18 protein-coding genes are annotated in these 23,316 nt (G+C 64.2%); 6 read left to right on the forward strand and 12 right to left on the reverse strand.

Annotated features, from left to right (window positions below; genetic code table 11):
• Positions 1-19 precede the first annotated feature (19 nt).
• Positions 20-1,591, reverse strand: coding sequence for an aldehyde dehydrogenase family protein (locus U0S50_RS10485; protein WP_322308735.1), 1,572 nt, complete (start codon positions 1,589-1,591; stop codon positions 20-22).
• Positions 1,592-1,634: 43 nt separating this feature from the next.
• On the reverse strand, positions 1,635-3,026 hold the full coding sequence (locus U0S50_RS10490) for a metal-dependent hydrolase family protein (RefSeq protein ID WP_322308736.1): 1,392 nt from the start codon (positions 3,024-3,026) through the stop codon (positions 1,635-1,637).
• Between the two features lie 182 nt (positions 3,027-3,208).
• Between U0S50_RS10490 and U0S50_RS10495 the strand changes: the two genes are divergently transcribed.
• The 4 genes from U0S50_RS10495 (at position 3,209) to U0S50_RS10510 (ending at position 8,610) form a co-directional block, all read left to right on the forward strand.
• Positions 3,209-5,650 (forward strand): TonB-dependent receptor, encoded by a 2,442-nt coding sequence (locus U0S50_RS10495; protein WP_322308737.1) that lies wholly within the window; start codon positions 3,209-3,211, stop codon positions 5,648-5,650.
• Between the two features lie 189 nt (positions 5,651-5,839).
• Positions 5,840-6,463, forward strand: a complete 624-nt coding sequence (locus tag U0S50_RS10500; protein WP_322308738.1) for an XRE family transcriptional regulator — start codon at positions 5,840-5,842, stop codon at positions 6,461-6,463.
• Positions 6,464-6,598: 135 nt separating this feature from the next.
• A complete protein-coding gene (locus U0S50_RS10505; RefSeq protein ID WP_322308739.1) occupies positions 6,599-7,666 on the forward strand; it encodes a dipeptidase in 1,068 nt (355 codons plus the stop codon).
• Positions 7,663-8,610, forward strand: coding sequence for a hypothetical protein (locus U0S50_RS10510; RefSeq protein WP_322308740.1), 948 nt, complete (start codon positions 7,663-7,665; stop codon positions 8,608-8,610). Before U0S50_RS10505 ends, U0S50_RS10510 begins: the two co-directional genes overlap by 4 nt.
• Positions 8,611-8,629: 19 nt before the next feature.
• Here the strand turns inward: U0S50_RS10510 and U0S50_RS10515 are convergent, their stop codons facing one another.
• From U0S50_RS10515 to kdpF, 8 genes are all read right to left on the reverse strand, one after another.
• Positions 8,630-10,285: an acyl-CoA dehydrogenase family protein gene (locus U0S50_RS10515; protein ID WP_322308741.1), complete on the reverse strand. Its 1,656-nt coding sequence runs from the start codon at positions 10,283-10,285 to the stop codon at positions 8,630-8,632.
• Positions 10,286-10,334: 49 nt separating this feature from the next.
• A complete protein-coding gene (locus U0S50_RS10520) occupies positions 10,335-11,063 on the reverse strand; it encodes an HPP family protein (protein ID WP_322308742.1) in 729 nt (242 codons plus the stop codon).
• Positions 11,064-11,153: 90 nt separating this feature from the next.
• The gene (locus U0S50_RS10525) at positions 11,154-11,627 is read right to left on the reverse strand and encodes an MgtC/SapB family protein (RefSeq protein ID WP_322308743.1); all 474 of its coding nucleotides are present in this window, start codon (positions 11,625-11,627) and stop codon (positions 11,154-11,156) included.
• A gap of 132 nt (positions 11,628-11,759) precedes the next feature.
• A complete protein-coding gene (locus U0S50_RS10530) occupies positions 11,760-12,473 on the reverse strand; it encodes a response regulator transcription factor (protein ID WP_322308744.1) in 714 nt (237 codons plus the stop codon).
• Positions 12,474-12,482: 9 nt separating this feature from the next.
• Positions 12,483-13,070, reverse strand: coding sequence for a potassium-transporting ATPase subunit KdpC (gene kdpC, locus U0S50_RS10535; protein WP_322308745.1), 588 nt, complete (start codon positions 13,068-13,070; stop codon positions 12,483-12,485).
• 10 nt (positions 13,071-13,080) lie between these two features.
• On the reverse strand, positions 13,081-15,108 hold the full coding sequence (gene kdpB, locus U0S50_RS10540; RefSeq protein ID WP_322308746.1) for a potassium-transporting ATPase subunit KdpB: 2,028 nt from the start codon (positions 15,106-15,108) through the stop codon (positions 13,081-13,083).
• A 12-nt stretch (positions 15,109-15,120) separates the two neighbouring features.
• Positions 15,121-16,824, reverse strand: a complete 1,704-nt coding sequence (kdpA, locus tag U0S50_RS10545; protein WP_322308747.1) for a potassium-transporting ATPase subunit KdpA — start codon at positions 16,822-16,824, stop codon at positions 15,121-15,123.
• A gap of 14 nt (positions 16,825-16,838) precedes the next feature.
• Positions 16,839-16,928: a K(+)-transporting ATPase subunit F gene (gene kdpF / locus U0S50_RS10550; RefSeq protein ID WP_322308748.1), complete on the reverse strand. Its 90-nt coding sequence runs from the start codon at positions 16,926-16,928 to the stop codon at positions 16,839-16,841.
• 268 nt (positions 16,929-17,196) lie between these two features.
• Between kdpF and U0S50_RS10555 the strand changes: the two genes are divergently transcribed.
• Positions 17,197-19,854: a sensor histidine kinase KdpD gene (locus U0S50_RS10555; RefSeq protein WP_322308749.1), complete on the forward strand. Its 2,658-nt coding sequence runs from the start codon at positions 17,197-17,199 to the stop codon at positions 19,852-19,854.
• A gap of 16 nt (positions 19,855-19,870) precedes the next feature.
• Here U0S50_RS10555 and U0S50_RS10560 read toward each other — a convergent pair whose 3' ends face one another.
• Complete coding sequence (locus U0S50_RS10560) at positions 19,871-21,607, reverse strand: helix-turn-helix transcriptional regulator (RefSeq protein ID WP_322308750.1); 1,737 nt, start codon at positions 21,605-21,607, stop codon at positions 19,871-19,873.
• 129 nt (positions 21,608-21,736) lie between these two features.
• Between U0S50_RS10560 and U0S50_RS10565 the strand changes: the two genes are divergently transcribed.
• Positions 21,737-22,561, forward strand: a complete 825-nt coding sequence (locus U0S50_RS10565; protein WP_322308751.1) for a PAN domain-containing protein — start codon at positions 21,737-21,739, stop codon at positions 22,559-22,561.
• Positions 22,562-22,677: 116 nt separating this feature from the next.
• Here U0S50_RS10565 and U0S50_RS10570 read toward each other — a convergent pair whose 3' ends face one another.
• Positions 22,678-23,130 carry a hypothetical protein gene (locus tag U0S50_RS10570; RefSeq protein ID WP_322308752.1) on the reverse strand — a complete coding sequence of 151 codons (453 nt, stop codon included), beginning with the start codon at positions 23,128-23,130 and terminating at the stop codon, positions 22,678-22,680.
• Positions 23,131-23,316 lie beyond the last annotated feature (186 nt).

The following is a 23,316-nucleotide window of genomic DNA, read 5'->3' on the forward strand; positions in this document are numbered from 1 at the left end:
GCAAAACTGACGCGGGGCGTCAGCCAATGTCGAGATCGAATTTGACGCCCTGCGCCAGCGGCAATTCGGTCGAGTAGTTGACCGTCGCGGTGGCGCGCCGCATATAGTTTTTCCAGCTGTCCGATCCGGACACGCGGCCGCCACCCGTGACCTTTTCGCCGCCAAAGGCACCGCCGATCTCCGCTCCGCTGGTGCCGATGTTGACGTTGACGATGCCGCAGTCGCTGCCCGTCGCCGACTGGAACAATTCGGCCTCGCGCATGTCGCGCGTAAAGATGCTCGACGACAGGCCCTGGAGCACGCCGTTCTGCAACGCGATCGCACCGCCCAGATCGCGATAGGACAGGACATAAAGGATCGGCGCAAAGGTTTCCTCGCGCACGATGGCGGTCTGTGCCGGCATTTCGACGATGGCAGGCCGCACATAATAAGCGTCGGGCGCCCCGGCGACGTCGATCCGCTCGCCGCCGTGAACGATGCCGCCTTCGCGCTTCGCCTGTTCCAGCGCGCGCTGCATCGCGTCATAGGCCTGCTTGTCGATCAACGGCCCGACGTGGCTGTCTTCGGACAGCGGACTGCCGATCCGCAGCCCCTTCATCGCCGCAATCATGCGCTGGACGAAATCTTCGCGAATGCTGTCGTGGACGATCAGGCGGCGCAGGGTGGTGCAGCGCTGGCCGCAGGTTCCCGCCGCGGCAAAGACCGCCGCGCGCAGCGCAAGATCGAGGTCCGCGCTGGGCGCCACGATCGCGGCATTGTTGCCGCCGAGTTCCAGGATGGCCCGTCCGAAACGGCGCGCGATGCGCATCCCGACATCCTGCCCCATGCGCACGCTGCCGGTCGCGCTGACCACCGCAATCTCCGGATGATCGGCGATGAAGCCTCCGCATTCGGCGCGGCCGACCACCACCTGGACCAGATCGGCGGGCGCCGGTTCATAATCGGCGGCAACCTTGGACAGCAGATTTGCAAAGGCAAGCGCGGTGAGCGGCGTCTTTTCCGACGGCTTCCAGATCGCGCTGTCGCCGCACACCAGGGCGACGGTGGTGCCCCACGCCCACACGGCCGCCGGAAAGTTGAAGGCCGAAATCAGGCCCAGAACGCCCATCGGGTGCCAATATTCGGTCAGGCGGTGCTCGGCGCGTTCGGAGGCGATGGTCAGGCCGAACAGCTGGCGCGACAGTCCGACGGCATATTCGCAGATGTCGATGACCTCCTGCACCTCGCCGCGCGCCTCGGTCAGGATCTTGCCATTCTCGATCGCCAGCAACAGCGACAATTCTTCCTTATGCTCGCGCACCGCCAGCCCATAGCGCCGCACCAGCTCGCCGCGATGCGGTGCCGGAACCGTCCGCCAGGCCGTGAAGGCCGCGCGCGCACGCGCGACGACCGCATCCATGTCGGCGGGCTTGTCGGTGCGCAGCTTCGCCAGCGCGCTGCCGTCGACGGGCGAGTGGACGGCAAGGTCGCCGCCTTCGCGATCGCCCAGCGAGAGGCCGAGCCGAGCGAAAATATCCGATACCGTCCGGCTCAGCGGCACGTCCGGCGAAGGGGACGCGGCCGAAACGGAAATCTTGTCGAGTGCATTCATATAACTGCTGTCCATATCGTCTGAAAGAAATGGGAAAGGGCGCTCAACGCGTCGCCGGCGGCTGGTTCCGAATCACCTGGCCGTCCTTGATGACGGCCGAAACATGTTCGAGCACGGTGATGTCGCGATAAGGGTCGCCCGACACCGCGATCAGATCGGCGAATTTTCCGACCGCGATCGATCCGACATGCTGCGACTGCCCGAGCAGTTCGGCGGCATCGACCGTCGCCGAGCGCAGCGCGGCCATCGGGGTCATCGGCCCCTGCTCGACCATCAGGCGGAACTGGCGGGCATTCTGGCCATGCGGCGACACGCCCGCATCGGTCCCGAAGGCGACCTTGACCCCATATTGCACCGCCAGCCGTATATTCTGACCCGACACCCGGCGCGCCTCCGCCATCTTGGCCCGCACGGCCGGGGTCAGGCGCGCATCGTCGGCATGGCCCGCGCCATCGACCAGCCCCAGCGTCGGCACCAGCCAGGTGCCCCGCGCCGCCATCAGCTTCGCGGTGTCGGCGTCCAGATAAGTGCCATGCTCGATCGAATCGACGCCCGCGCGGACCGATGCCGTGACGCCCTGCCCGCCATGCGCATGCGCCGCGACCTTCAGCCCCAGATCATGCGCGGTGGCCACGATCGATTCGAGTTCGGCGTTGGTCAGATGCTGTCCCAGGCCGCGCGCCTGTTGCGACATGATGCCGCCGGTCGAGGTTATCTTGATCAGGTCGGCGCCATATTTCGCCGCCTCGCGCACGCGCAGCGCGCATTCGACGGCGCCGGTGCAGGCCCCCGTATAGTCATAGGGGTAAAGCGCCTCGGTCGCCTTGCGGTTGAGACCCGACATGTCGCCATGCCCGCCGACGATCGACAGCGAGGTTCCGGACAGGAAGATGCGCGGCCCGTGAACCCGCCCCTTTGCGATCGCGTCGCGCAGCGCGTGGATGGGATATCCGTCGGACCCGACATCGCGGACCGTCGTGAATCCGGCCTCCAGGGTTTTTTTCGCATTGGAAAAGGAAAAGAGCGCCACATCCTCGGGCGTATCGACCGCCGCCGACCAAAGCTGCGTTTCGGACGAAAAGCTGAAGTGGACGTGCATGTCGATCAGCCCGGGCAACACCGTCCTGTCGCGAAGATCGATCACCAGCGCGTCGGCATAGCGAATATGCCCGGACCGGATTTCGGCGACCCGCCCGTCGCGAATGACGATGGTGGTCGGACCAAGCGCGCGTTCGCCGGGGACCGCGATTACCGCGCCGGCATGAACGACAAGCGCGCCGTAAGAGGGTGCAGCGGACGGATTTGCCGATGGCGCATCTGCCGCGGCCGTCGCGACGGGCAGCATCGCCGCCGCCATGCCCCCTGCCAGCGCCACCGACAGCATCGCCTTGCGACGGGGCGACCACCCGGGCGCCGACGGTTTGGCGATATCCATCACGTATCAAAACTCCCGTCGTCACCGGGCGTCGAAGATCGCCTTCGCCCCGCCCTTCATTACATAGGAATATTTTGCTGGTTGAGCAAGAATTTTTATGATAGGAAAATTATGAAAGATGAGATGGTCTCCGGAAATTCAAAGAATTCCGGGTGGGGAAATGGGTCACCAAGGAGGGATAAATGTCGAAGTTCGTTTCACGCCTGTTGCTGTCGTCCGCTCTCGCATTCGCGATCGCGCCCGTCGCGCAGGCACAGACCGCGCCGCCGCAAGCCGACGGCGCCACCGCCGATGAAGGCGGCAGCGATATCGTCGTCGTCGGCACGCGCCGGAAAGACCGTTCGATCACCGACAGCGCGGTGGCGATCGACGTCATTTCGCCCGAGCAGATCGATTCGACGGGCTATTCGGACGTAAACGACGCGCTGCGCACGCTGGTGCCGGCCTTTAACGCCCAGCGCCTTCAGGGCAATGACGGGTCGTCCTTCGTCCGCCCGATCACGCTGCGCGGTTCGCCGGCCGACCATGTCCTGCTGCTGATGAACGGCAAGCGCCGCCATCGCGCCTCGATCGTCCAGATCGGGACCGGTCACGCCTCCACCTCGGGCTCGCAGGGCCAGGATTTCAACGTTATTCCGCCCATCGCCCTGTCGAGCGTGGAAGTGCTGCGCGACGGTGCCTCGGCCCAATATGGATCGGACGCCATCGCGGGCGTGATCAACATGGAGTTGAAAAAGGCGAAAAGCGGCGGCTCGATCACCGGGCAGGTCGGCGAATATTATGCAACCGGCGGCCGCACCTATGACATCCAGGGCCACATTGCGGTGCCCGTCGGCGACAATGCCTATTTCAACCTCGCCGCCCAGTATACCGATCAGGCCAAGGCATTCGCCCGCAAGGCGCGCCACGCCGGTGCCGAAGCGCTGCGCGCCGCCGGGGTTCCGGGCGTTCCGGACCATCCCGAAGGCAATCTCGACCCGCGCTACATGGCGTTCAAGTCGGTCTGGAACGCGGGCATCGAGCTTGGCGACGAGCTGGAAGCCTATACGTTCGGCAATTATATGACCGGCAAAAGCTCGGTCACGTTCGGCCTGCGCCAGCCTTTCGCCGCAGGCGGGTTGAACGGCCACAGCACCTATGCGAACTCGGCATTCGATCTCAGCCCCGCGCATCCGCAGGCCTTTGACCTGACCGCCATTTATCCGGGTGGCTTCACCCCCGAATTTTCGGGCAATCTCGAAGATTTCAGCGCCCTCATCGGCCTGCGCGACGATGTCGGCCCCTGGAACTGGGATCTGTCGGCACGCTATGGCACCAACACGGTCGATTATACGATCACCGGCACGATCAATGCCTCGATGGGCGTCAATTCGCCGACCTCGTTCAAGCCGGGTTCGCTGACCCAGCGCGAAATCCAGTTCGACGCGGAAACCTCCTATCAGCTCACCGACGACATTCTGGCCTTTGCCGGCGCCAGCTATCGCAAGGAAACCTATGTCATCGGCCAGGGCGACCTCGCGAGCTATACCACCGGCCCGCTTCAAGATCTGCCGGCCGGATCGAACGGCTTCCAGGGCTTCTCGCCCGAATTTGCGGGCAGCTTTGACTCGAACAGCTTTGCCGTCTTCGCCGAAGTCGACGCCGACATCACCTCCTGGTGGAACCTGTCGGCGGCGGGCCGGTTCGAAGATTATGACCAGTTCGGCGACAACTTCAGCTACAAGTTCGCCACCCGCGTAGAGCTCAGCGATGCCTTTGCGCTGCGCGGTTCGGTCAGCACCGGCTTCCGCGCCCCGGCGGCCGGACAGGTGTTCGGAACCAGCCTGACGTCACAGCTCGACGGCCTTGGCGGCTTCATCCTCGACGCCGTTCTCGTTCCGGGATCGCCGGCGGCGCAGGTGTTCGGTTCGCAGTCGCTGAAGCCCGAAACCTCGTTCAACATGTCGGCGGGCGTGGTCTTCACCGGCCTCGACGGCTTCCTCGCCACGCTCGATTTCTATCAGATCGACGTCGACGACCGCCTGCTGCTGACCCCGTCGCGGGACACGACCGCTGCGGAACGGGCCGCCCTTGCCGCCATCGGCTTCCCCAATGGGGCCGATATCGAACAGGTGCGCTACTTCCAGAACGAGATGGATACGCGGGTACGCGGGTTCGACTTCGTCAGCACCTATCGCCACAGCTGGTCGGACAACGCATCGACCGATTTCAGCCTGGCGCTCAACTATAATGAACAGCATCTTCGCGGCGCGCCGCCGCTGGGCTTCAGCCCGGCGATCGTGACCGAATTCGAACGCGGCACGCCGCGCTGGCGCGGAAATTTCTCCGCGACCACCAAGGTTGGCGATTTCGGTTTCATGGCCCGCGCGATTCACTATGGCGCCTGGCGCCGCCTGAACGGCGCAAGCTTCTTGCCGCGCAAGGCCGTGACGCTGTTCGATGCCGAAGTGACCTATTCGGGGATCGAGAATGTCGATCTCAGCATCGGGGCACGCAACCTGTTCAACATCTTTCCGCCCGATCGCGGTGCCGCCCGTGCCCGCGCCGGTCTGATCTATGACAACCACAGCGTATTCGGCGTCGCCGGTGGCTTCTATTATTTGAACGCCAAGTTCAAATTCTGATCTGAACGACCCGGGATCAGCCAATATTTCCGATAGGCATGGGGTGATGGTGTAGCGGATATGCCAATCCCATAGCCTATCGGAAATTTGTGCTTTATAGATTGTGTCGGATGATTGAGCGGACTTGATCCGCAAGCGGCTCAATCGCCGACACATAGCGATCTCGAGCAAGTTGAAGATTGGAGATTTATGCCGCCCAGAAAAGGAGACGAGCCGGAAGTACTGGGTGCTGTGCGCAACAGAAAGCGGCCTCGTTCCGAATCCTTCCATCTGGGCGAAAGACTGCGCCAGTTGCGGCGCGAACGCGGCATGACGCTCGAAGACGCGGGGCGACTGACCTCGCTGGCCGCCTCCACCTTGTCGAAGATCGAAAATGACCAGATGTCGCCGACCTTCGACGTCGTGCAAAAGCTCGCGGCGGGCTTCGACATCGACATCACCGAACTTTTCGCCAGCAATTCCGGACAGGACAGCGCCGGACGGCGCAGCGTAACGCCCGCTGGCGGCGGACGGCCGATGGAAACGCCGGTCTATAATCACCGGCTGATCGCCGCCGAGCTCAAGCACAAGAAGATCCTGCCCTTCGTCACGACGATCAAGGCCCGCAGCCTCGACGATTTCAAGGCCTGGTCGCTGCACAGCGGCGAGGAGTTTCTGTACGTCCTTTCGGGCGAAATCTGTTTCCAGACCGAACATTATGAACCTGCGATCCTGGGGGTCGGCGACAGCATCTATATCGACAGCGGCATGCAACATGCCTGCTATTCGACCAGCGAAGAGGATGCCGTCGTGCTGTGGGTCAATACCGGCTGAGGCGTCACGCCGTCCCCACCGCTTCGCCGGCGCCGCAACCCATGCTGGCGAAATCGCGGCCCGGAAGAAGGCTTGCAAAAATTTTCCTATCCGCTAATATTTTCCAATAGAGAATATTGGAGAGGAGCGGGTGCAATGGACAGGCGGCAATTCATTCTGACCGGGTCGGCGCTGACCGCCGCGATGGCGGTCGCCCCGACGGCGGCGGCGCGGCAGGCGGCGGCGCGGCCGTTGACCTTCGACGCGATGGGCGAAGTGCGCTTCGAATATGATGCGGCGCTGGTTCGCCGGATGCACGCCAGCGGCCTCGACGCGATCACCGTCACCCTTTGCGATCCCAAGGTCTATGAGGCGCAGGCCTATGAAGAGGCGGTTCAGGCGGTCCTGGACCACGACGCCCATATCGCGGCCCACCCCGAATTGTTCCTGAAGGCGACGCGCACCAGCGACATCGATGTCGCCCGGAAAAACGGCCAGATCGCAATATTCTACCTGTTTCAGAACAGCACGCAGTTCGGCCGCGACCTCGACAATGTCGACCTGTTCTACAAGCTGGGCGTGCGGTCGGCGCAGATCACCTATAACGACCAGAACTGGGCCGGTGCGGGGTGCAAGGAACTGGGCACCAACGGCCTTACCCACTTTGGCCGCGATCTCGTCGCGCGCATGAACGACCGGCGGATGCTGATCGACATGTCGCACGCCAATATGCAGACCATGGCGGATGTGATTGCCGCATCGACCGTGCCCGTCATCGTGTCGCACACCGCCTGCATGGCGGTTCACCAGAATGTCCGCAACACGACCGACGCCAATCTGCGCGCGCTGGCCGACCGCGGCGGCGTCGCGGGCATCTGCCAGATGCGCCCCTTCCTGACGACGAAACGCAAGGATGCGCTGCCCGAATATTTCCGCCACATCGACCATGCGGTCAAGGTGATGGGGGCCGACCATGTCGCGATCGGCAGCGACCGCGACCATCGCGTCGTCGAAATGACCGACGCCTATATCGCCGAACTGAAGCGTGAAGAGGGCGCCAATTTCAACGACGCCGACTGGCCGCTGTTCATCGACGAACTCAACGGGCCGCATCGCATGGAAGTGGTGTGGGACGGCGTGCGCAAGCTCGGCTATCCCGAAAGCGTCGTCGAAAAGATCATGGGGACGAACCTGCGCCGCATCTATCAGCAGGTGGTGGGATGATCCGCCGCCCCGCCGCTCTGGCCACCGCCGCCCTGTCGGCCTTCCTGCTGCTCGCCGCCACCCCCGCGTCGGCATCGCCCGGCGGCGATACCGCGCCGGATTGCCAGACCAGCCTGATCGGTACCAAGCTGTCGCTTCCGGCCTTTTCGCCCGCGACCCAGAAACGCCTCGACCAGGATATCGCGATCGCGCGGGCCGCGCTGGAAATCGCGCCCGACCGCGAAGAATCGCATTTCTGGCTCGGCCGGCGGCTCGGCTATGCCGGGCGCGTCTGCGAGGCGGTCGCGGTGTTCACCGAAGGGCTGAAGGCGTTTCCCGACAGCTACAAGCTGCGCCGATACCGCGCCCGCCACCTCGCCCGCGCCCGCGCGTTCGACGCCGCGCTGGCCGACTATCGCGACGCGCTGGCGCTGATGGAGGGCAAACCCGACAGTTTCGAACCCGACGGTCTGCCCAACGGCCAGGCGCTGACCATCGGCACCTATCGCAGCAACATCATCTATTACCACGCCCAGACCAGTTTCGCGACGGGCGACTATCGCACGATGATCGACGGCATGGCACGGGCGCTCGCGCTCGCGCCGGGCTTTGCCCATGACGACATGCGCGTCCCGACCGCCTATTGGACCTATCTCGCCCATCGCAAGCTGGGCGAACATGACAAGGCGCGCGCCGTCATCGACGCCATCGAACCCGAGCTCAAGCTGATCGAGAATTTCACCTATTACCAGGCGGTGCAGATCATGCAGGGGCGACTGAAGCCCGCCGACGTGGGACCGACCAGGGACAGCACGATCAAATTCGCCATCGCGATGGAACGCCGCTTTGCCGGAGACGAAACCGGCGCCCGCGCGCTGCTGACCGAAATCGTCACCGAAAATGCGCAGGGCCATTGGCCGTCCGAGGTCGAACTGACCGCACCCGACCGGCGCGCGTCGAACTGACCGCGCCCGCGCCGGGCCGTCAGTTCCCGCGGCCGAGCATCCCGCGCGCGATCACCTGCGCCTGGATTTCGGCGGCGCCTTCAAAGATCGACAATATGCGCGCGTCGCACAGCAGGCGGCTGACCGGAAACTCGAGCGCAAAGCCGTTGCCGCCGTGGACCTGCACCGCATTGTCGGCGTTGCTCCACGCGACCCGCGCCGCCAGCAGCTTTGCCATGCCCGCCTCTATGTCACAGCGGCGCCCCTCGTCCTTGGCGCGCGCCGCCGCATAGCTGAGCTGCCGCGCCACCATGGTTTCGACCGCCATCCAGCCGATCTTGTTCGCAACGCGGGGAAAGCGGATCAACGGTTCGGCGAACTGGACGCGCTGCTGCGCATAGGACAGCGCGAGCTCGAGCGCATTTTGCGCAACCCCCACCGCGCGCGCCGCGGTCTGGATGCGCGCGCTTTCAAAGGTTTCCATCAGCTGCTTGAAACCCTGCCCCTCGACCCCGCCCAGCAACGCGGCTTCGGGCAGCGCGAAACCGTCAAAGGCGATCTCATATTCCTTCATCCCGCGATAGCCGAGCACCGCGATCTCGCTGCCCGACAGGCCGGGCGCGGGAAAGGGCGCAGCATCGTCGCCGCGCGGCTTGTCGGCAAGGAGCATCGACAGCCCGCGATAGCCCGGCGCATCGTTGGTGCGAACCAGCAGGGTCATCAGGTCGCTGCGCGCCGCATGGGTGATCCACGTCTTGTTGCCGTTGACGATCCAGCGCCCGTCGCGGCGTTCCGCGCGGGTGCGCAGCGCGGCAAGGTCGGAGCCATGGCCGGGTTCGGTGAACACCGCCGTCGGCAAAATCTCTCCGCTGGCTATGCGCGGCAGATAATGCGCCCGCTGATCGTCGGTACCGCCCAGCCGGATGAGCTCGGCCGCGATTTCCGATCGTGTGCCGAGCGAACCGACGCCGATATAGCCGCGCGACAATTCTTCGGAAACCAGGCACATGGCCAGCTTGCCCAGCCCCGCGCCGCCGAATTCCTCGGGAATGGTCAGCCCAAAGACGCCCAGCGCCGCCATCTCCTCGACCACCGCGATCGGGATATAGGCATTGGCCAGGTGCCAGCCGTGGGCGTGCGGCGCGACGCGGTCGTCGACGAACCGGCGAAACTGGTCCGCCATCATGTCCAGCATTTCGTCGCCCAGTGCGCGGTCGGCCTGCACCCCGCCTGCCAACAGCGCGGCAATCCGCGCGGGATCGGCGCGCAGCCCCCGCGCCGCGCCGCGCAAGGTCGCCGCCTCCTCGTCCAGCCCCATATCGGCGGGACGGACGATTTCGGCCTGGCTCATGGGCAAGCCGCCGGCAAGCTGCGCGACATATTCGGCGAACGCGGCCTCCAGCATCAACTGTTCGATTTCCGCAAGCGCGCGCTCAGCGGCGATCGCTTCCGCCCAGCTTAGCAACGCGCGCAGCGCGGCGGCATAGGTCGTCATCCATGCAAATCCATGCGCGACATGCTGGTGCCGGTTGATCAGCGCGGCATCGACGGCGCCGTCCCGCGCCACGATATCGTCGGTTGCGGCGCGCGCCCGCGCGACAAAGGCATCGACCGCATTCAGCGCCGCGCGGCATCGTTCGATCACCGCCGCCCCGGCATCCCGATCAAGCTCCCCTATCGCCGCACCGTTCGCCATATTCCGCCCCGCTATTGCTGTTCGCGCCGTCCTGCGCCCATCGCCATAGTCAGGCTTTGGCGCGCGCGTCCAGTTCGAAGCCCGGATCGCGGCCCGGATCGCGGCGGCGTTCCGCGTGAAGCTCGGCACGGCCCAGCAGCAACGCCAGATCCTCGCGGCCGATATCAAAGGTTTCCCCCAGATCGCCCAGCGCCGCGTCAATATCCTCCATCAACAGGCCGGTTGCGGGTGCGGGGGGCAGCGCCCGCCCCTCGACCGGTTCGGGGCGATGGGGATAGCTGTGTCCCGAATAGCGATGGAAAATCCAGCCCGCCGCCGTCAGCAGGATCGAATTGACCGCGACAAGAAGAAGAAAACGCGCACCGCCGTCGGACATCACCAGCGGCGCCGCCAGGACGGCACTAAGCGCCGCGGCGCCGCCGGGCGGGTGAAGACAGCGCAACAGCGACATCAACAGGATCGCGGCGGATACCGCAACCGCTGCGGCGACGACGGGATCGGCAATCGACAACACCACGCATACGCCGACCAGCGCCGACAGGCTGTTGCCCCCGACGATCGACCAGGGCTGGGCCAGCGGGCTCGCGGGAACCGCGAACAGCAACACCGTCGACGCACCGATCGGGGCGACGATCCACGGCATCGATGCGGGAAAGACCGCGGCACAAGTCAGGCCGACCAGTCCGACGCCGATCAACGCCCCCAGGCAGGCGAGCAGGCGGTCGCGAAAGCTGGCCCCCGCCAACAAGGGCAAGAAAATCACTTTAACCCGCGCCAATTCCGACTCTTTCCCTGTTGCGATGCGGCCGAATGCAATGTTGCCGCCGAACAGGCCAGTGAGGATTATTTGGTCGGTTGCAAGCCTCGCTTATCGGCGCGGCTTGTCGGCGGGGCGTTTCCACCGCGCTTCGACGATCCCCAGCAGGGTCAGCATCACGACGCTGACGAACCCGCCGATCAGCACCAGCGGCCATTGCGCCGCGCCGCAGGCGATGCCGATGACCGCGGCAAGCCACAGATGCGCCGCGGTGGTCAGATTCTTGACCTCGCCCTTGCTGAACACGATCAACCCGGCGCCGATGATACCGATGAAGGCGCCGGTCGCCTCGAAAATGCGCAACACATCGGCACGCTCGCCGCCGATCTGCGAATAGAGGGCGATCATCGACACCGTCATCGCGGCGGCGGAAAAGCATATCAGGCCATGGGTTCGCAGCCCCGCTTCATGCCCCCGCAACTCGCGGTCGAGGCCAAGCAACAGCCCCAGCACCGCGGCCGCGCCGAGCCGGGACAAAAGATCGAGGTCGATCCAGTGGATCAGGATGGGCGCGTTGAGTTCCATGGCGACAGTATAAAGCAGCGGCGGCCCAAGGGTTCCCTCGACACGTCCGCGCCGCGCCGTGGCGCGATCAGGGGCCGGTTCGCCCTTTCCCGTCGGCCTTGCCGCGGCGGGCGGCCGATCGCGTCCGCACGATCATCGCCGCTCGGACGAAGCGCGCAGCGACAGGCGATAACCGACCGCCAGTTCGTTGACGATCAGCTGCGGCCGGGACGGATCGTCCTCCAGCTTCTGGCGCAGGCCGCGAACCGCGATGCGCAGATATTCGACCCGTTCGACATGGGCATTCCCCCACACGGCCTTCAGCAAATGGGCATGGCTCAACACGCGGTCGGGGCGCCGGGCGAGTTCGGCCAGCACCCCATATTCCTTGGGCGTCAGATGGACGTCCGCGTCGCCGCGCGCCACCCGGCGGCGGTCGAGGTCGATGCGCACGCCGCCTGCCTCGATCACGTCGGGAACATCGCCCGCCTCGACATGGCGCTGGTGACGAAGCGCGGTGCGAATACGCGCCAGCAACTCCTCGGTGTCGAAGGGCTTGGTCACATAGTCATCGGCGCCAAGGTCGAGCGCCGCCACCTTTTCGGCACTTTCGTCGCGCGCCGACACCACGATCAGCGTTGCGGCCGACCGCTTGCGGAAATGCTGGATCAGCTCCAGCCCGTCGCGGTCGGGCAAACCCAGATCGAGCAGCACGACGTCGGGCTTCTCGATATCCAACAGCGCCAGCGCCTGCCGCGCATCGGCGGCATCGACCGCCACATGCCCCGCCCGCGCCATGGTCGCATGAAGCAGGCGGCGGATATGGGCGTCATCCTCCACGATCAATATCTTGGCTGGCAAGGGCATGGACCGTTCCTAGCCGCGCCCGAATGCCCGGTCGAGCGCCCGATTGAGCTGAAGCACATTGACATGCGGGTCGCCCAGAATGCCCAGCGCCGGTCGCTCGATCGCCGCCTCGACCAGCGCGCGGACCCTGGCGGTCGGCACGCCGCGCGCGTCGGCCACCCTTTCGACCTGGAAAAAGGCCGCCTCGGGGCTGATATGGGGGTCAAGCCCCGAGGCGGAGGTCGTCACCAGGTCGGGCGGGACTTGGCGGCCCGGTGCCGTATCGGACAGGGTGGAAACATCGGCGCGCACACGCTCGATCAGCGCCTCGCTCGCCGGGCCCAGATTCGATCCGCCCGACGCCGCGGCGTCATAACCATCGGCGCCGGCCGCCGATGGGCGCCCATGAAAATAGGTCGCACCGGCGAATTTCTGGCCGATCAGTTCGGACCCGACGATCCGTCCCTGTTCGCGGATCAGGCTTCCGTTCGCCTGGGCGGGGAACAGCGCCTGACCGATGCCGGTCAGCGCAAGCGGATAGGCGACGCCGAGCAGCGCGGCGAACAACAAGGTCATGACCAGCGCGGGACGGATGGCGGATTTGAGGTCGGACAACATGGCTGGATCCTTAGGCGAGATGAAGGCTGGTGAGGGCGAGGTCGATCAGCTTGATCCCCACGAAGGGAGCGATCAGCCCGCCAAGGCCGAAAATCGACAGGTTGCGCGCGAGCAGTGATCCCGCATCCATTGCCCGGTATCGCACGCCCTTCAGGGCAAGCGGGACAAGGCATGGAATGATCAGCGCGTTAAAGATGATCGCCGACAGCACCGCGCTTTCGGGCGTCGCGAGTCCCATGACGTTCAGCAGGCCCAGTTCGGGATAAAGGACGACGAAAATGGCGGGGATGATCGCGAAATATTTGGCGACGTCATTGGCAACCGAAAAGGTGGTCAGCGCGCCGCGCGTCATCAGCAACTGCTTGCCCAGCCCGACCACCTCGATCAGCTTGGTCGGATCGCTGTCGAGGTCGACCATATTGCCGGCTTCGCGCGCCGCCTGCGTGCCGGTGTTCATCGCGACCCCGACATCGGCCTGCGCCAGCGCGGGGGCATCGTTGGTCCCGTCACCGCACATCGCGACCAGCCGCCCTTCGCCCTGTTCGCGCCGGATCAGCTCCAGCTTGTCTTCGGGCGTCGCCTCGGCCAGAAAATCGTCGACCCCGGCCTCTGCCGCGATCGCTGCGGCGGTCAGCGGATTGTCGCCGGTGATCATCACGGTCCGGATTCCCATCCGGCGCAGTTCGCCAAAGCGTTCGCGGACCCCGGCCTTGACCACGTCCTTCAGCGCGATGGCGCCGAGCAGGCGCCCGTCCTGCACGACCGCCAGCGGCGTTCCGCCCTGCCGCGCAATCTCGTCGGTGATGCGGCGCAGTTCGGACACGGCGGCGCTCGCTTCGTCCTGCGGATGCGCGCGCAGCACCGAATCGACCGCCCCCTTGTGGATCGTCACCCCGTCGATCCGCACGCCCGACAAACGGGTCTGCGCGGTAAAGGCGATGACCTCTGCCCCGGCCGGAAGCGCTTGGGTGGTGACGGCGTGGCGGTCGCGCGCCAGGGCGACGATCGAACGGCCTTCGGGGGTTTCGTCGGCCAGGCTCGACAACAGCGCCGCCGTGGCCAGCCCGTCAGGACCGATCCCCGCCAGCGGCCGGAACTCGCTCGCCTGCCGGTCGCCGACGGTGATCGTGCCGGTCTTGTCCAGCAACAGCACGTCGACATCGCCCGCCGCCTCGACCGCCCGCCCCGATTTGGCGAGGATATTGAACCGGACAAGCCGGTCCATGCCCGCGATGCCGATCGCCGACAGCAGCGCGGCGATGGTGGTCGGGATCAGCGTGACGAGCAATGCGGCCAGCAGCGCGACCGGCACGCTCCCGCCGGCATAGGCGGCAAAGGCCGGGATGGTCGCAACCGCGATCAGAAAGATGATCGTCAGCCCGACCAACAGGATGGTCAGCGCGATTTCATTCGGGGTCTTGCGGCGTTCGGCGCCTTCGACCAGCGCGATCATGCGGTCGAGGAAGCCCTGCCCCGGCCCGGCCGTCACGCGGACCCGGATGCGATCGGATATGACCCGCGTTCCCGCTGTCACCGCCGACCGGTCGCCGCCCGCCTCGCGGATCACCGGGGCGCTTTCGCCGGTGATCGCGGCTTCGTTGACCGACGCGACGCCCTCGATCACCTCGCCGTCGGCGGGGATCAGGTCGCCGGTTTCGACCAGCACCAGCGCCCCCTTGGCGAGTTCGCTGGCCGGGACGATGCGATAATCATCGTCCGCTCCCGACAACAGCTTCGCCGTCAGCTCCGCCTTCGCCGCGCGCAGCGAGGCCGCCTGGGCCCGTCCACGCCCTTCGGCCAGCGCCTCGGCAAAGGTGCCGAACAGCACGGTCAGCCACAGCCAGATCACCAGCTGGACCTGGAACCCCGTCGACAGGCCCGCGTCGCCCGTCAGCAGCAACAGGGTCAACAGCACGGCGATACAGGCGGTGACGAACATCACCGGGTTGCGCGCCAGCGCGCGGGGGTCGAGTTTGCGCACCGCATCGCGCATCGCGGGCACCACCAGGGCGGCGCGGAACATCGTGGAAGCAGTCATATGTCGTTTCCGTCAGAAAAGGCGGCCGTCGACCATCGCCAGATGATCGGCGATGGGACCGAGCGCGAGGCTGGGCAGGAAGGTCAGGCCGCCCATGATCAGGATGATGCCGACCAGCAGGCCGATCCACAGCGCCCCGGTGGTGGGAAAGGAACCGGCGGTGGCGGGCGTGTGGTTCTTGGCGGCCAGGCTTCCCGCGATCGCCAATATGGGGACGATCACAAAGAAACGGCCGAGCCACATCGCGACGCCAAGCAGGCCGTTATAGAAGGGCGTATTGGCGCTCAGCCCTGCAAAAGCCGAACCATTGTTCGCGGCAGCAGACGTAAAGCCATACAATATTTCCGTGAAACCATGCGGTCCGCCGTTCAATGGGCCGGCCAGACCTGCCGGGACGACGCTCGCCACGGCAGACATAACGAGAATAACCAGCGGCAAAACCCCCACCCCCATCAACGCAAGCTTCACTTCTCGCGCCTCGATCTTCTTGCCGACATATTCGGGGGTGCGGCCAACCATCAGGCCCGCGACGAAAACGGCAAGCAGAGCAAAGAGCAGAAAGCCGTAAATTCCGGCCCCCACGCCGCCGACGACCACCTCGCCAAGTTGCATGTTCAACAGCGGGATCATCCCGCCTAGTGCCGTGAAGCTGTCGTGCATCGCGTTGACCGCGCCGCATGACGCCGCGGTGGTAACGACTGCGAACAGGGCGGAGGCGGCGATGCCGAAACGCACCTCCTTGCCTTCCATATTCCCGCCGCCGACACCTATCTGGTGCAGCAGAGGGTTACCCGCTGCTTCCTGCCAATAGGCTATGGTCACACCACCCAGAAACAACAGCCCCATCGCGGACAGGATCGCCCAACCCTGCCGCGTGTCACCGACCGCCCGGCCAAAGCACCAGGTCAGGCCAACGCCGATCACCAGGATCGACAACATCTGGATCAGATTGGTCAGAGCCGTCGGATTTTCGAACGGATGGGCGCTGTTCGCGTTGAAAAAGCCACCACCGTTGGTGCCCAGCATCTTGATGGCTTCCTGTGTCGCCACCGGCCCCAATGCGATGGTCTGGCGCACGCCTTCGAGCGTTGTCGCCTCGACCGAGGCCGCCAGTGTCTGCGGGACGCCGCTGGCGATCAGGAACAGCGCATAAACGATGCAGATCGGCAACAGCAGATAGAGCGTAACGCGCGTCATATCGGCCCAGAAATTTCCGAGCGTGCGCGTACTGCGCCGTGCAAAGCCGCGGAACAACGCAAATGCGACCGCTATACCCGTCGCGGCTGACAGGAAGTTCTGGATCGTCAGACCCAGCATTTGCGAGAGGTATGACAACGTCGTTTCACCACCATACCATTGCCAGTTGGTGTTGGTGGTAAAGCTGACCGCAGTGTTGAAGGCGCCATCGGCCGCGACCGGCCCGAATCCCTGTGGATTGACCGGCAACAAGCCCTGCAGTCGCAGCAAGGCATAGGTGAAGAGTAAAAGCGTGAAGTTGAAAATCAGCAGGTGCAACGCATAGCGAAGCCAGCCCTGTTCCTGATCGGGATCAATCCCGGACAGACGATAGAAACCCAGCTCCGTCGCCCCGAACAGGCGGTGCAGTGGAGTCGAGCGGCCTTCATACAGCGCGAACAACCATTGCCCCATGGGCTTGGCGAGTGCAGCGAGAATGGCAATGAAAAGCAGGATCAAAGCCCAACCGGAAACGGTCATGACAGAGGCTCCGATCAGAACCGCTCAGGCCGCAGCAGCGCGGCGAGCAGGTAGATAAGAAGAGCGGCGGCGGTTGCGCCCGCCAAAATCAGCGATATCGACACGGATCACGCTCCATCGCACAAGCGGGCGTAGCCAATCGTCAGCGCAAGCAACGCGCCGAGCAGGCCAAGCCACAATATATCGGACATAGTCTGTTCTCCGGCAGGACCGTCCCGCCACATCGCGTGGCGGAAATCGGTTGAGTCCAGCGGCGCTACGCCGGTTCCGCATAAAGTTTCGCGGCCAAATTCGGCCCGGGGCATAAAGTTTCCATAAAGATGTCCGGTGGCCGGATTGGCAGCCCATCCTGTGCTCGGCTAAGGTCGGGGCATGCCGAAAGTGACCCTTTCCGACAAAAGACCTTCTCCCGACGCCCTCCTGCGACAGGTGCGGCGCGAAGACCGCGGGCGGCTTAAAATCTTCCTTGGCGCAGCCCCAGGGGTCGGGAAGACCTATGCCATGCTGATCGAGGGAGCCGCCCGCCGCCGCGCCGGAGACGATGTGGTCATCGCGGTGATCGAGACCCATGGCCGCGCGGAAACCGATGCACTGCTTGAAGGCATGGAGGTGATCCCACGCCGCGACATTGCCTATCGTGGCCACATTCTGACCGAAATGGACATCGACGCCGTATTGCGCCGCGCTCCGCGCATCGCGCTGGTCGACGAATATGCACACAGCAATGCCGAGGGATGCCGCCACCCGAAGCGCTGGCAGGATGTCGCTGAACTGCTCGATGCCGGAATTGACGTCTATACGACGCTCAACATTCAGCATGTCGAAAGCCTTAACGACGTCGTCGCCGGTTTTACGCGGGTTCGGGTTCGCGAAACGGTGCCCGACAGTGTTTTCGAACAGGCCGAAATCAAGCTGATCGATATCCCGCCGGACGAACTGATCGAGCGGCTGAAGGACGGTAAAGTCTATGTCCCCCAGGAAGCCTCGCGCGCGCTAGGTCACTTCTTTTCACGCCCCAATCTATCTGCGCTCCGCGAGATGGCGCTGCGCCGCGCGGCTCTCAGCGTCGACCGTAGGATGCTCGAGGAACTCGACGCAGGCGGCGTCGCTGGCACTTATGCTGCGGGCGAACGCATTTTGGTCGCGATCGGCGAACAACCCGGATCGGATGTGCTCGTTCGCACGGCCAAGAGGTTCGCCGACGGGTTGCGAGCGCCGTGGACAGTCGTCCATATCGAGACACCCAGCAGCGAGGGTTTCGACGAAACGGAGCAACGACGTATCGCCGCCACCTTGGCGCTTGCGGCAACGCTCGGTGCGCGCATCGCAACCATTCCAGCCGAAACCGTCGTCGCTGGATTGCGCAGTCAGATCGAAGCGCAACGCGCCACTCAACTGATCCTGGGCCGGTCGCATGGGAACTGGTGGTCCAAGATACGACGCGGGTCCGTCTTGGAAGCACTAACTCGAGCACATGACGTTTCCATTCACGTCATCCCCTCGGCCGAAACCCTGGTTCGGCGAAGCTGGCATCATAAATTTCCGCAGGGATGGGGAGGGCCACGCCCCTATGCCGTTTCGGTTCTGTTCGTGACGCTGACAACGCTGTTCGCCGTCGCGGCCGCGCCGTTGATCGGCGCCGGAGCCATCGATCTGATCTATCTGGTTCCAGTCATTCTCTCAGCCACATTTTTCGGCCTGCGTCCCGGTCTGACCGCCAGCTTGGCGGCGGCGCTTGCTTTCAACTTCTTTTTCCTGGACCCGGTCCACACCTTCACCATCACCGATCCGCAAAGCATGTTGACCATGCTCATCCTGACCGGCGTGGCGCTGGTGACAAGCAATCTGGCGGGACGTCTGCGGACCCGTGCCCAAATCGGCATCCGCAGCGCAGAGGAAAATGCTTCGCTTGCCGCCTTTGGTCAGAATCTGGCACGCGCCGCGGACCGACAAGCGACCGCCGTGGCAACCTGTGACGAAGTGTCCCGCCTTATCGGCGTAAGAGCGATCCTGCTCGATCATCGCGGCGACAAGCTTCAGACGCTGGTGTCACGCCCGCGAGAGATTTCGATGTCCCCGGTTGATCAGGCGGCGGCCGAATGGGCCTGGAACAGCGGTGAACCCGCTGGACGCGGCACTAGCACGCTCGTCGCGTCGGACTGGCAGTTCCATCCCCTCAGAACCGGACTGGGTGTGCTGGCCGTGCTCGGTATCGCGAATGAAGATGGCCGCGATCCGGTGACCGCCGACAAGGCGACCCTTTTGGCAACATTGGTCGGTCAGGCGGCCTTGGCGCACGAGCGCCTGCACCTCGAAGACGAAATGCGCCAACTTTCGATCCTAGACGAACGCGATCGGCTTCGCGCGGCCCTGCTGTCGTCGATCGGGCACGATCTGCGTACCCCATTGACCGGTGTGACGACGGCCATTGAGGCCATCGCGGCGAGGCATCCCGATGCCGAAGGCTTGCCCGCAGCACGCGCCGGCGCGGTACGTCTGCGCCGCTTTCTGGACAATCTGGTCGAGTTGGTACGTCTGGACGTCGGGGGCATCGAACTGGCCATCAAACCCGTGGATCTTACCGATGCGGTGGCCGGTGCTGTCCACGACCTCAAAGACCTGTTGAACGACCAGGAAATTGATTTCCAGGTGCCAGCCGGACTGCCATTGATCCGCGCCGACGAACGCCTCCTACACCACATCCTGCTCAATCTTCTTGCCAATGCGATCCAGCATGGAGGCAATGACGGGCCGATCAGCGTCATCGGGCTGCGCACGCCGGACGCGGTCAAGTTGACGATACGCGACAGAGGCAAGGGGCTAGAGCCCGGCACCGAAAGCAGCGTTTTCGATACATTCGTACAAGGCAGAGGTGGCGATCGCCTCGGCGGCAGCGGCCTGGGCCTGGCGATCGTCAAGGGTTTCTCCGACGCCCTTGGCGTAGCGATCCACGCGGCCAACGATCGCGGCGGGGGAGCCGCCTTTACCCTTGTCTTTCCGCAGTCCCTGATCGTGATCGCAGACGACTGATGTCCCTGATTCGGCTTCAGTCCAGCAACGCCGCGATCAGATCGCAAATGCGGTCAGGCCGCTGATAGAGGAGAAGCTCGCTGGCATCGGCAACGGTGTCAATCGTCACACGTTCGGACAGACCGCGGCGATTCGTCAAATCGCGGTCGTGCAAGTGGCTGTCCTCCTTCCCGTAAAGCCAAATATCGATTTGGTCGGAGCGCGCCAGCGCCGGGGCCGGATCGCTCAGCACCAGCATACGGTCGCGCGCGAAACCCGCACCATTCTGCAACATCATCGCCCGTGTATCGGTCCGTAGCAACGCCTGGGTTTCCGGCGCACGCAGCGCCTCTGCATTGCGCGGGTTATATCCGTGAGCCCGCTCGATATACCAGTCGGGCCCATGACGACGAACCAGCCGGAGAGCCAGCGCCGTCATGTAGTTCAGCATTTGGGGCGCCGTCGTCGCCAGCCGGAAGAAGGCCCGGTGCACGGGCGTCAGGCGTCGAACCTCGCTTTCGTCCATCTTTCCGAAAGCGCTGACGAAACCCAATCGCCCCAGAAGATGGGGCGCTCGATCGCGGGCGAGGATCAGCATCGTCGCCGCGCTGGTGGTTCCGATTGCCGGGCAATCCTGAAGGCCAAGATGGCGCACCAGCGACAGCAACGCATCGATATTGTCTTCTTCGGCCGACAGGCTCCTGTCGATCTCGCTGCTGCCGTAACCGGGGCGGCACGGGATAATCAACCGTACCCGCAGCCTGTCTAGGGCATCGATCACGGCGCGGGGCAACGAATAGTTGAAAACCGGCCCATGCACCCACAGCATTGGCCGACCGTCCTTGGGACCTGCGAAGCTGTAGCGAAGCGCACATCCTCCCGAGCGAACAAGGCGCTGTTCGTTCCGGTACGGGTTCACCCACTCACCCTCGAAGGGTTCGGCATCGATACCCGACTGAATGCACAACGCCGTGAGGACCCGGATCAGTTCGACCTGCCCCCGGCATCCCGTTTTCGCCAGAACCGCCTTGAACTGCGTCTGGATCGTCTGGATGGATACCGCGCGCAGCTCTGCGATCCGTTGCAACGAACGATGACGATAAAACAGGCGCGCAATCTCGCCTTCGGCTTCGGTCAATCCCCAGGATTGTTCGACAAGGTCAGATGTCGTTTCGAGCCACTGAAACTCAAGCGAACGGATAAGCAGCAAGGGCTGTGGATAACCGAGAAGCGTCACCAGCCGTACTTCGGCAAGCTGCATCTTGTGATCGGCATCGGTCTCTGTCGGATCGACGCACTCGACAACGCGGCGGTCACTGTTACCTCGCTCGCCAGCTTGCGCGCGCAACTGGCGCAGCGCCGCGACATGCACCGGCGCAAGCCAGGCACCGGCATCGATGTCCCCGGTCTGCAAACCAAAGGACAGTCGGCCGCCGGGGTTGATCGCCACAACCCGCCCATCACTGTTCTGGACCATCGCCGCCGTGACGCAGCGAGCGAGCAACTCGTCCGCGGGATCATTGTCGACAACCTGCAGCGCACTTGTCGCCAGCCGACCCACCTCAGCGAACTGGTCGAGCATGGCGGCATCAAGATGCAATTGGCCGTCTCCGCGGCTATCGACACTTCCGATCCGTCGATTCCAGGCCGCAACCAGATCGTCGAACGCCGTCCCGTCGACCAACGTGCGATAGCTGTGGCCGATCAGTTCGACGTCGTTACGTGCTGCGGCTGCCCGCTCGCCTTCCAGCGCCTCGTTCCCCCTGCCGGTCACGCTTTGCCCTTTGCCCCGTCCATACCCGATTTGGGGTATGACGGCCGCACCCCAGTCTTTCAATAAGCGAGGCAGGTCGAAGCGACGGAAATATCCGAAAAAGTTCAACCCCGACCCGAAGGACTCACGATGACCCGATCAAAACTCTTCCTCGTCGCCCTTGCCGCGCTGGCGGCGGGCGGCAGCGCTACGCTGCTCGCCAAGAATAGCGATCCGCAAGCCAGCCTCACCCTCTACAACGGCGAAAACATGATGGGCGAAGGCGTGACGGTGACACGCAATGTTGCCAACTTCCAGTCTGTGCCTGCTCAAGAGGGCTTTGACGGTACGGCCAACGATTTCGCCTATTCGGTGCGCTCTGTCGGTCGCTGGCAGCTCTGCATGGACGCGGGCTTCAAGACCGATTGCATTACCGTCGATGGAGAGTTGGCCGCGCTTGGCGAACGTGGCGGTTCGATCAGCTCAGCCCGCTACATCGGCCCCTCCAAACAGCCGCAGACGAACGCATCGGCAACGCCGTCGCCCGCCCCGTCCTCCCGCCCTCAGGCCCTGCCTCAAGCACAGGCGGCCGAATGGCAGCCGATGTATAATGTCGACCTTTTCGGCAATGACTATCGCGAAATCGTCTATGATCGGCCCGGAAACAGCTGGCAAAGCTGCAAGGCAAGCTGCGACGGCGATCGCAAGTGTCAGGCCTGGACCTATGTTGCACCCGGCCGCACCCCGAATGGCGAATGTTTCCTGAAGGCCCCGGTACCCGCCGCCTCTACGTCCGATTGCTGCATATCGGGGGTCAAAGGTGCCGACAGCTCGCGAGGACGGCGCGGAGACGCGGCGATCAACCTGGGGCTGGGCCGGGTCGGCGACACAGCAAAGCGTGCCGCTGAAGACGAAGTGAACAATGCCGTCGACCGCAAGGTTCGCGGCGCCGTGGGGCGCATCCTGGGCAATTGATCCGCCACGATCATTTGCCAGAATGCGGTTGTGGCGCCGGGCTCGCTCGGCGCCCGCTCCGTCAAGCGCGATACAATCGATTTGCGCGCCACGCGATGAAACTGGCGCGCGATCCGTTAGTTCATCGACGATGCGGCCGGAAAACCGCGAACACCGCCAACGGCAAAGAGGATACCCCCGCGCACCGTTTCGGGCGCCTCTTCCAGCATGTAAAGTTTCACCAGTTCGCGCGTGACTTCGCTATCATCATCCACCACCAGACGCAGCGATGTGACGCCGAGTTCGCCGCGACTGACCACCACGTCGCGGATCGACGAAAGCGGCCAGGCGGCGTCGTTACCACGATAGAGCCGCGCGCCGTCATGGGCGATATAGACGTCACGTTGCCGCCAGAGCCGTCCAAAATGCATGAACGCCAATGTCGCGGCGACGATCACCCCTGTCACCATGAGATCGCCCAGCAACAGGCTGCGCAGGATGACACCGAACCCATCATCCCAGCCCGTGGCTGCAATCCGCTCCCCCAGCAGAACGACGAGCAACACAGCCGACAGAATTTGGCCCAGCAAAACGGGTTTTGGTCGCAGCCGGCCAATTACGACCCTTTTTCTATCTCCATGTGTCATCGCACGGCAGGATAGCAGTGCGTCGCCGCAAAACCAGCCGCCACATGCCGCGGCTTTGAATATATGAAAGCTGCAGGCGTGCCGCATTCACGATGAAATGCTTCGACCCCGAGCTATCATGCGGTAAGT

The sequence above is a fragment of the Sphingopyxis sp. genome (assembly GCF_034380315.1).
Lineage (GTDB): Bacteria > Pseudomonadota > Alphaproteobacteria > Sphingomonadales > Sphingomonadaceae > Sphingopyxis.

Coding starts and splice junctions, on each gene's coding strand:
- U0S50_RS10485 (WP_322308735.1), bottom strand. CDS start 1,591: ATGAATGCACTCGACAAGATTTCCGTTTCGGCCGCGTCCCCTTCGCCG.
- U0S50_RS10515 (WP_322308741.1), bottom strand. CDS start 10,285: ATGGCGAACGGTGCGGCGATAGGGGAGCTTGATCGGGATGCCGGGGCG.
- U0S50_RS10525 (WP_322308743.1), bottom strand. CDS start 11,627: ATGGAACTCAACGCGCCCATCCTGATCCACTGGATCGACCTCGATCTT.
- kdpB (WP_322308746.1), bottom strand. CDS start 15,108: ATGACTGCTTCCACGATGTTCCGCGCCGCCCTGGTGGTGCCCGCGATG.
- U0S50_RS10495 (WP_322308737.1), top strand. CDS start 3,209: ATGTCGAAGTTCGTTTCACGCCTGTTGCTGTCGTCCGCTCTCGCATTC.
- U0S50_RS10530 (WP_322308744.1), bottom strand. CDS start 12,473: ATGCCCTTGCCAGCCAAGATATTGATCGTGGAGGATGACGCCCATATC.
- U0S50_RS10500 (WP_322308738.1), top strand. CDS start 5,840: ATGCCGCCCAGAAAAGGAGACGAGCCGGAAGTACTGGGTGCTGTGCGC.
- kdpC (WP_322308745.1), bottom strand. CDS start 13,070: ATGTTGTCCGACCTCAAATCCGCCATCCGTCCCGCGCTGGTCATGACC.
- kdpA (WP_322308747.1), bottom strand. CDS start 16,824: ATGACCGTTTCCGGTTGGGCTTTGATCCTGCTTTTCATTGCCATTCTC.
- U0S50_RS10555 (WP_322308749.1), top strand. CDS start 17,197: ATGCCGAAAGTGACCCTTTCCGACAAAAGACCTTCTCCCGACGCCCTC.
- U0S50_RS10510 (WP_322308740.1), top strand. CDS start 7,663: ATGATCCGCCGCCCCGCCGCTCTGGCCACCGCCGCCCTGTCGGCCTTC.
- U0S50_RS10505 (WP_322308739.1), top strand. CDS start 6,599: ATGGACAGGCGGCAATTCATTCTGACCGGGTCGGCGCTGACCGCCGCG.
- U0S50_RS10490 (WP_322308736.1), bottom strand. CDS start 3,026: ATGGATATCGCCAAACCGTCGGCGCCCGGGTGGTCGCCCCGTCGCAAG.
- U0S50_RS10565 (WP_322308751.1), top strand. CDS start 21,737: ATGACCCGATCAAAACTCTTCCTCGTCGCCCTTGCCGCGCTGGCGGCG.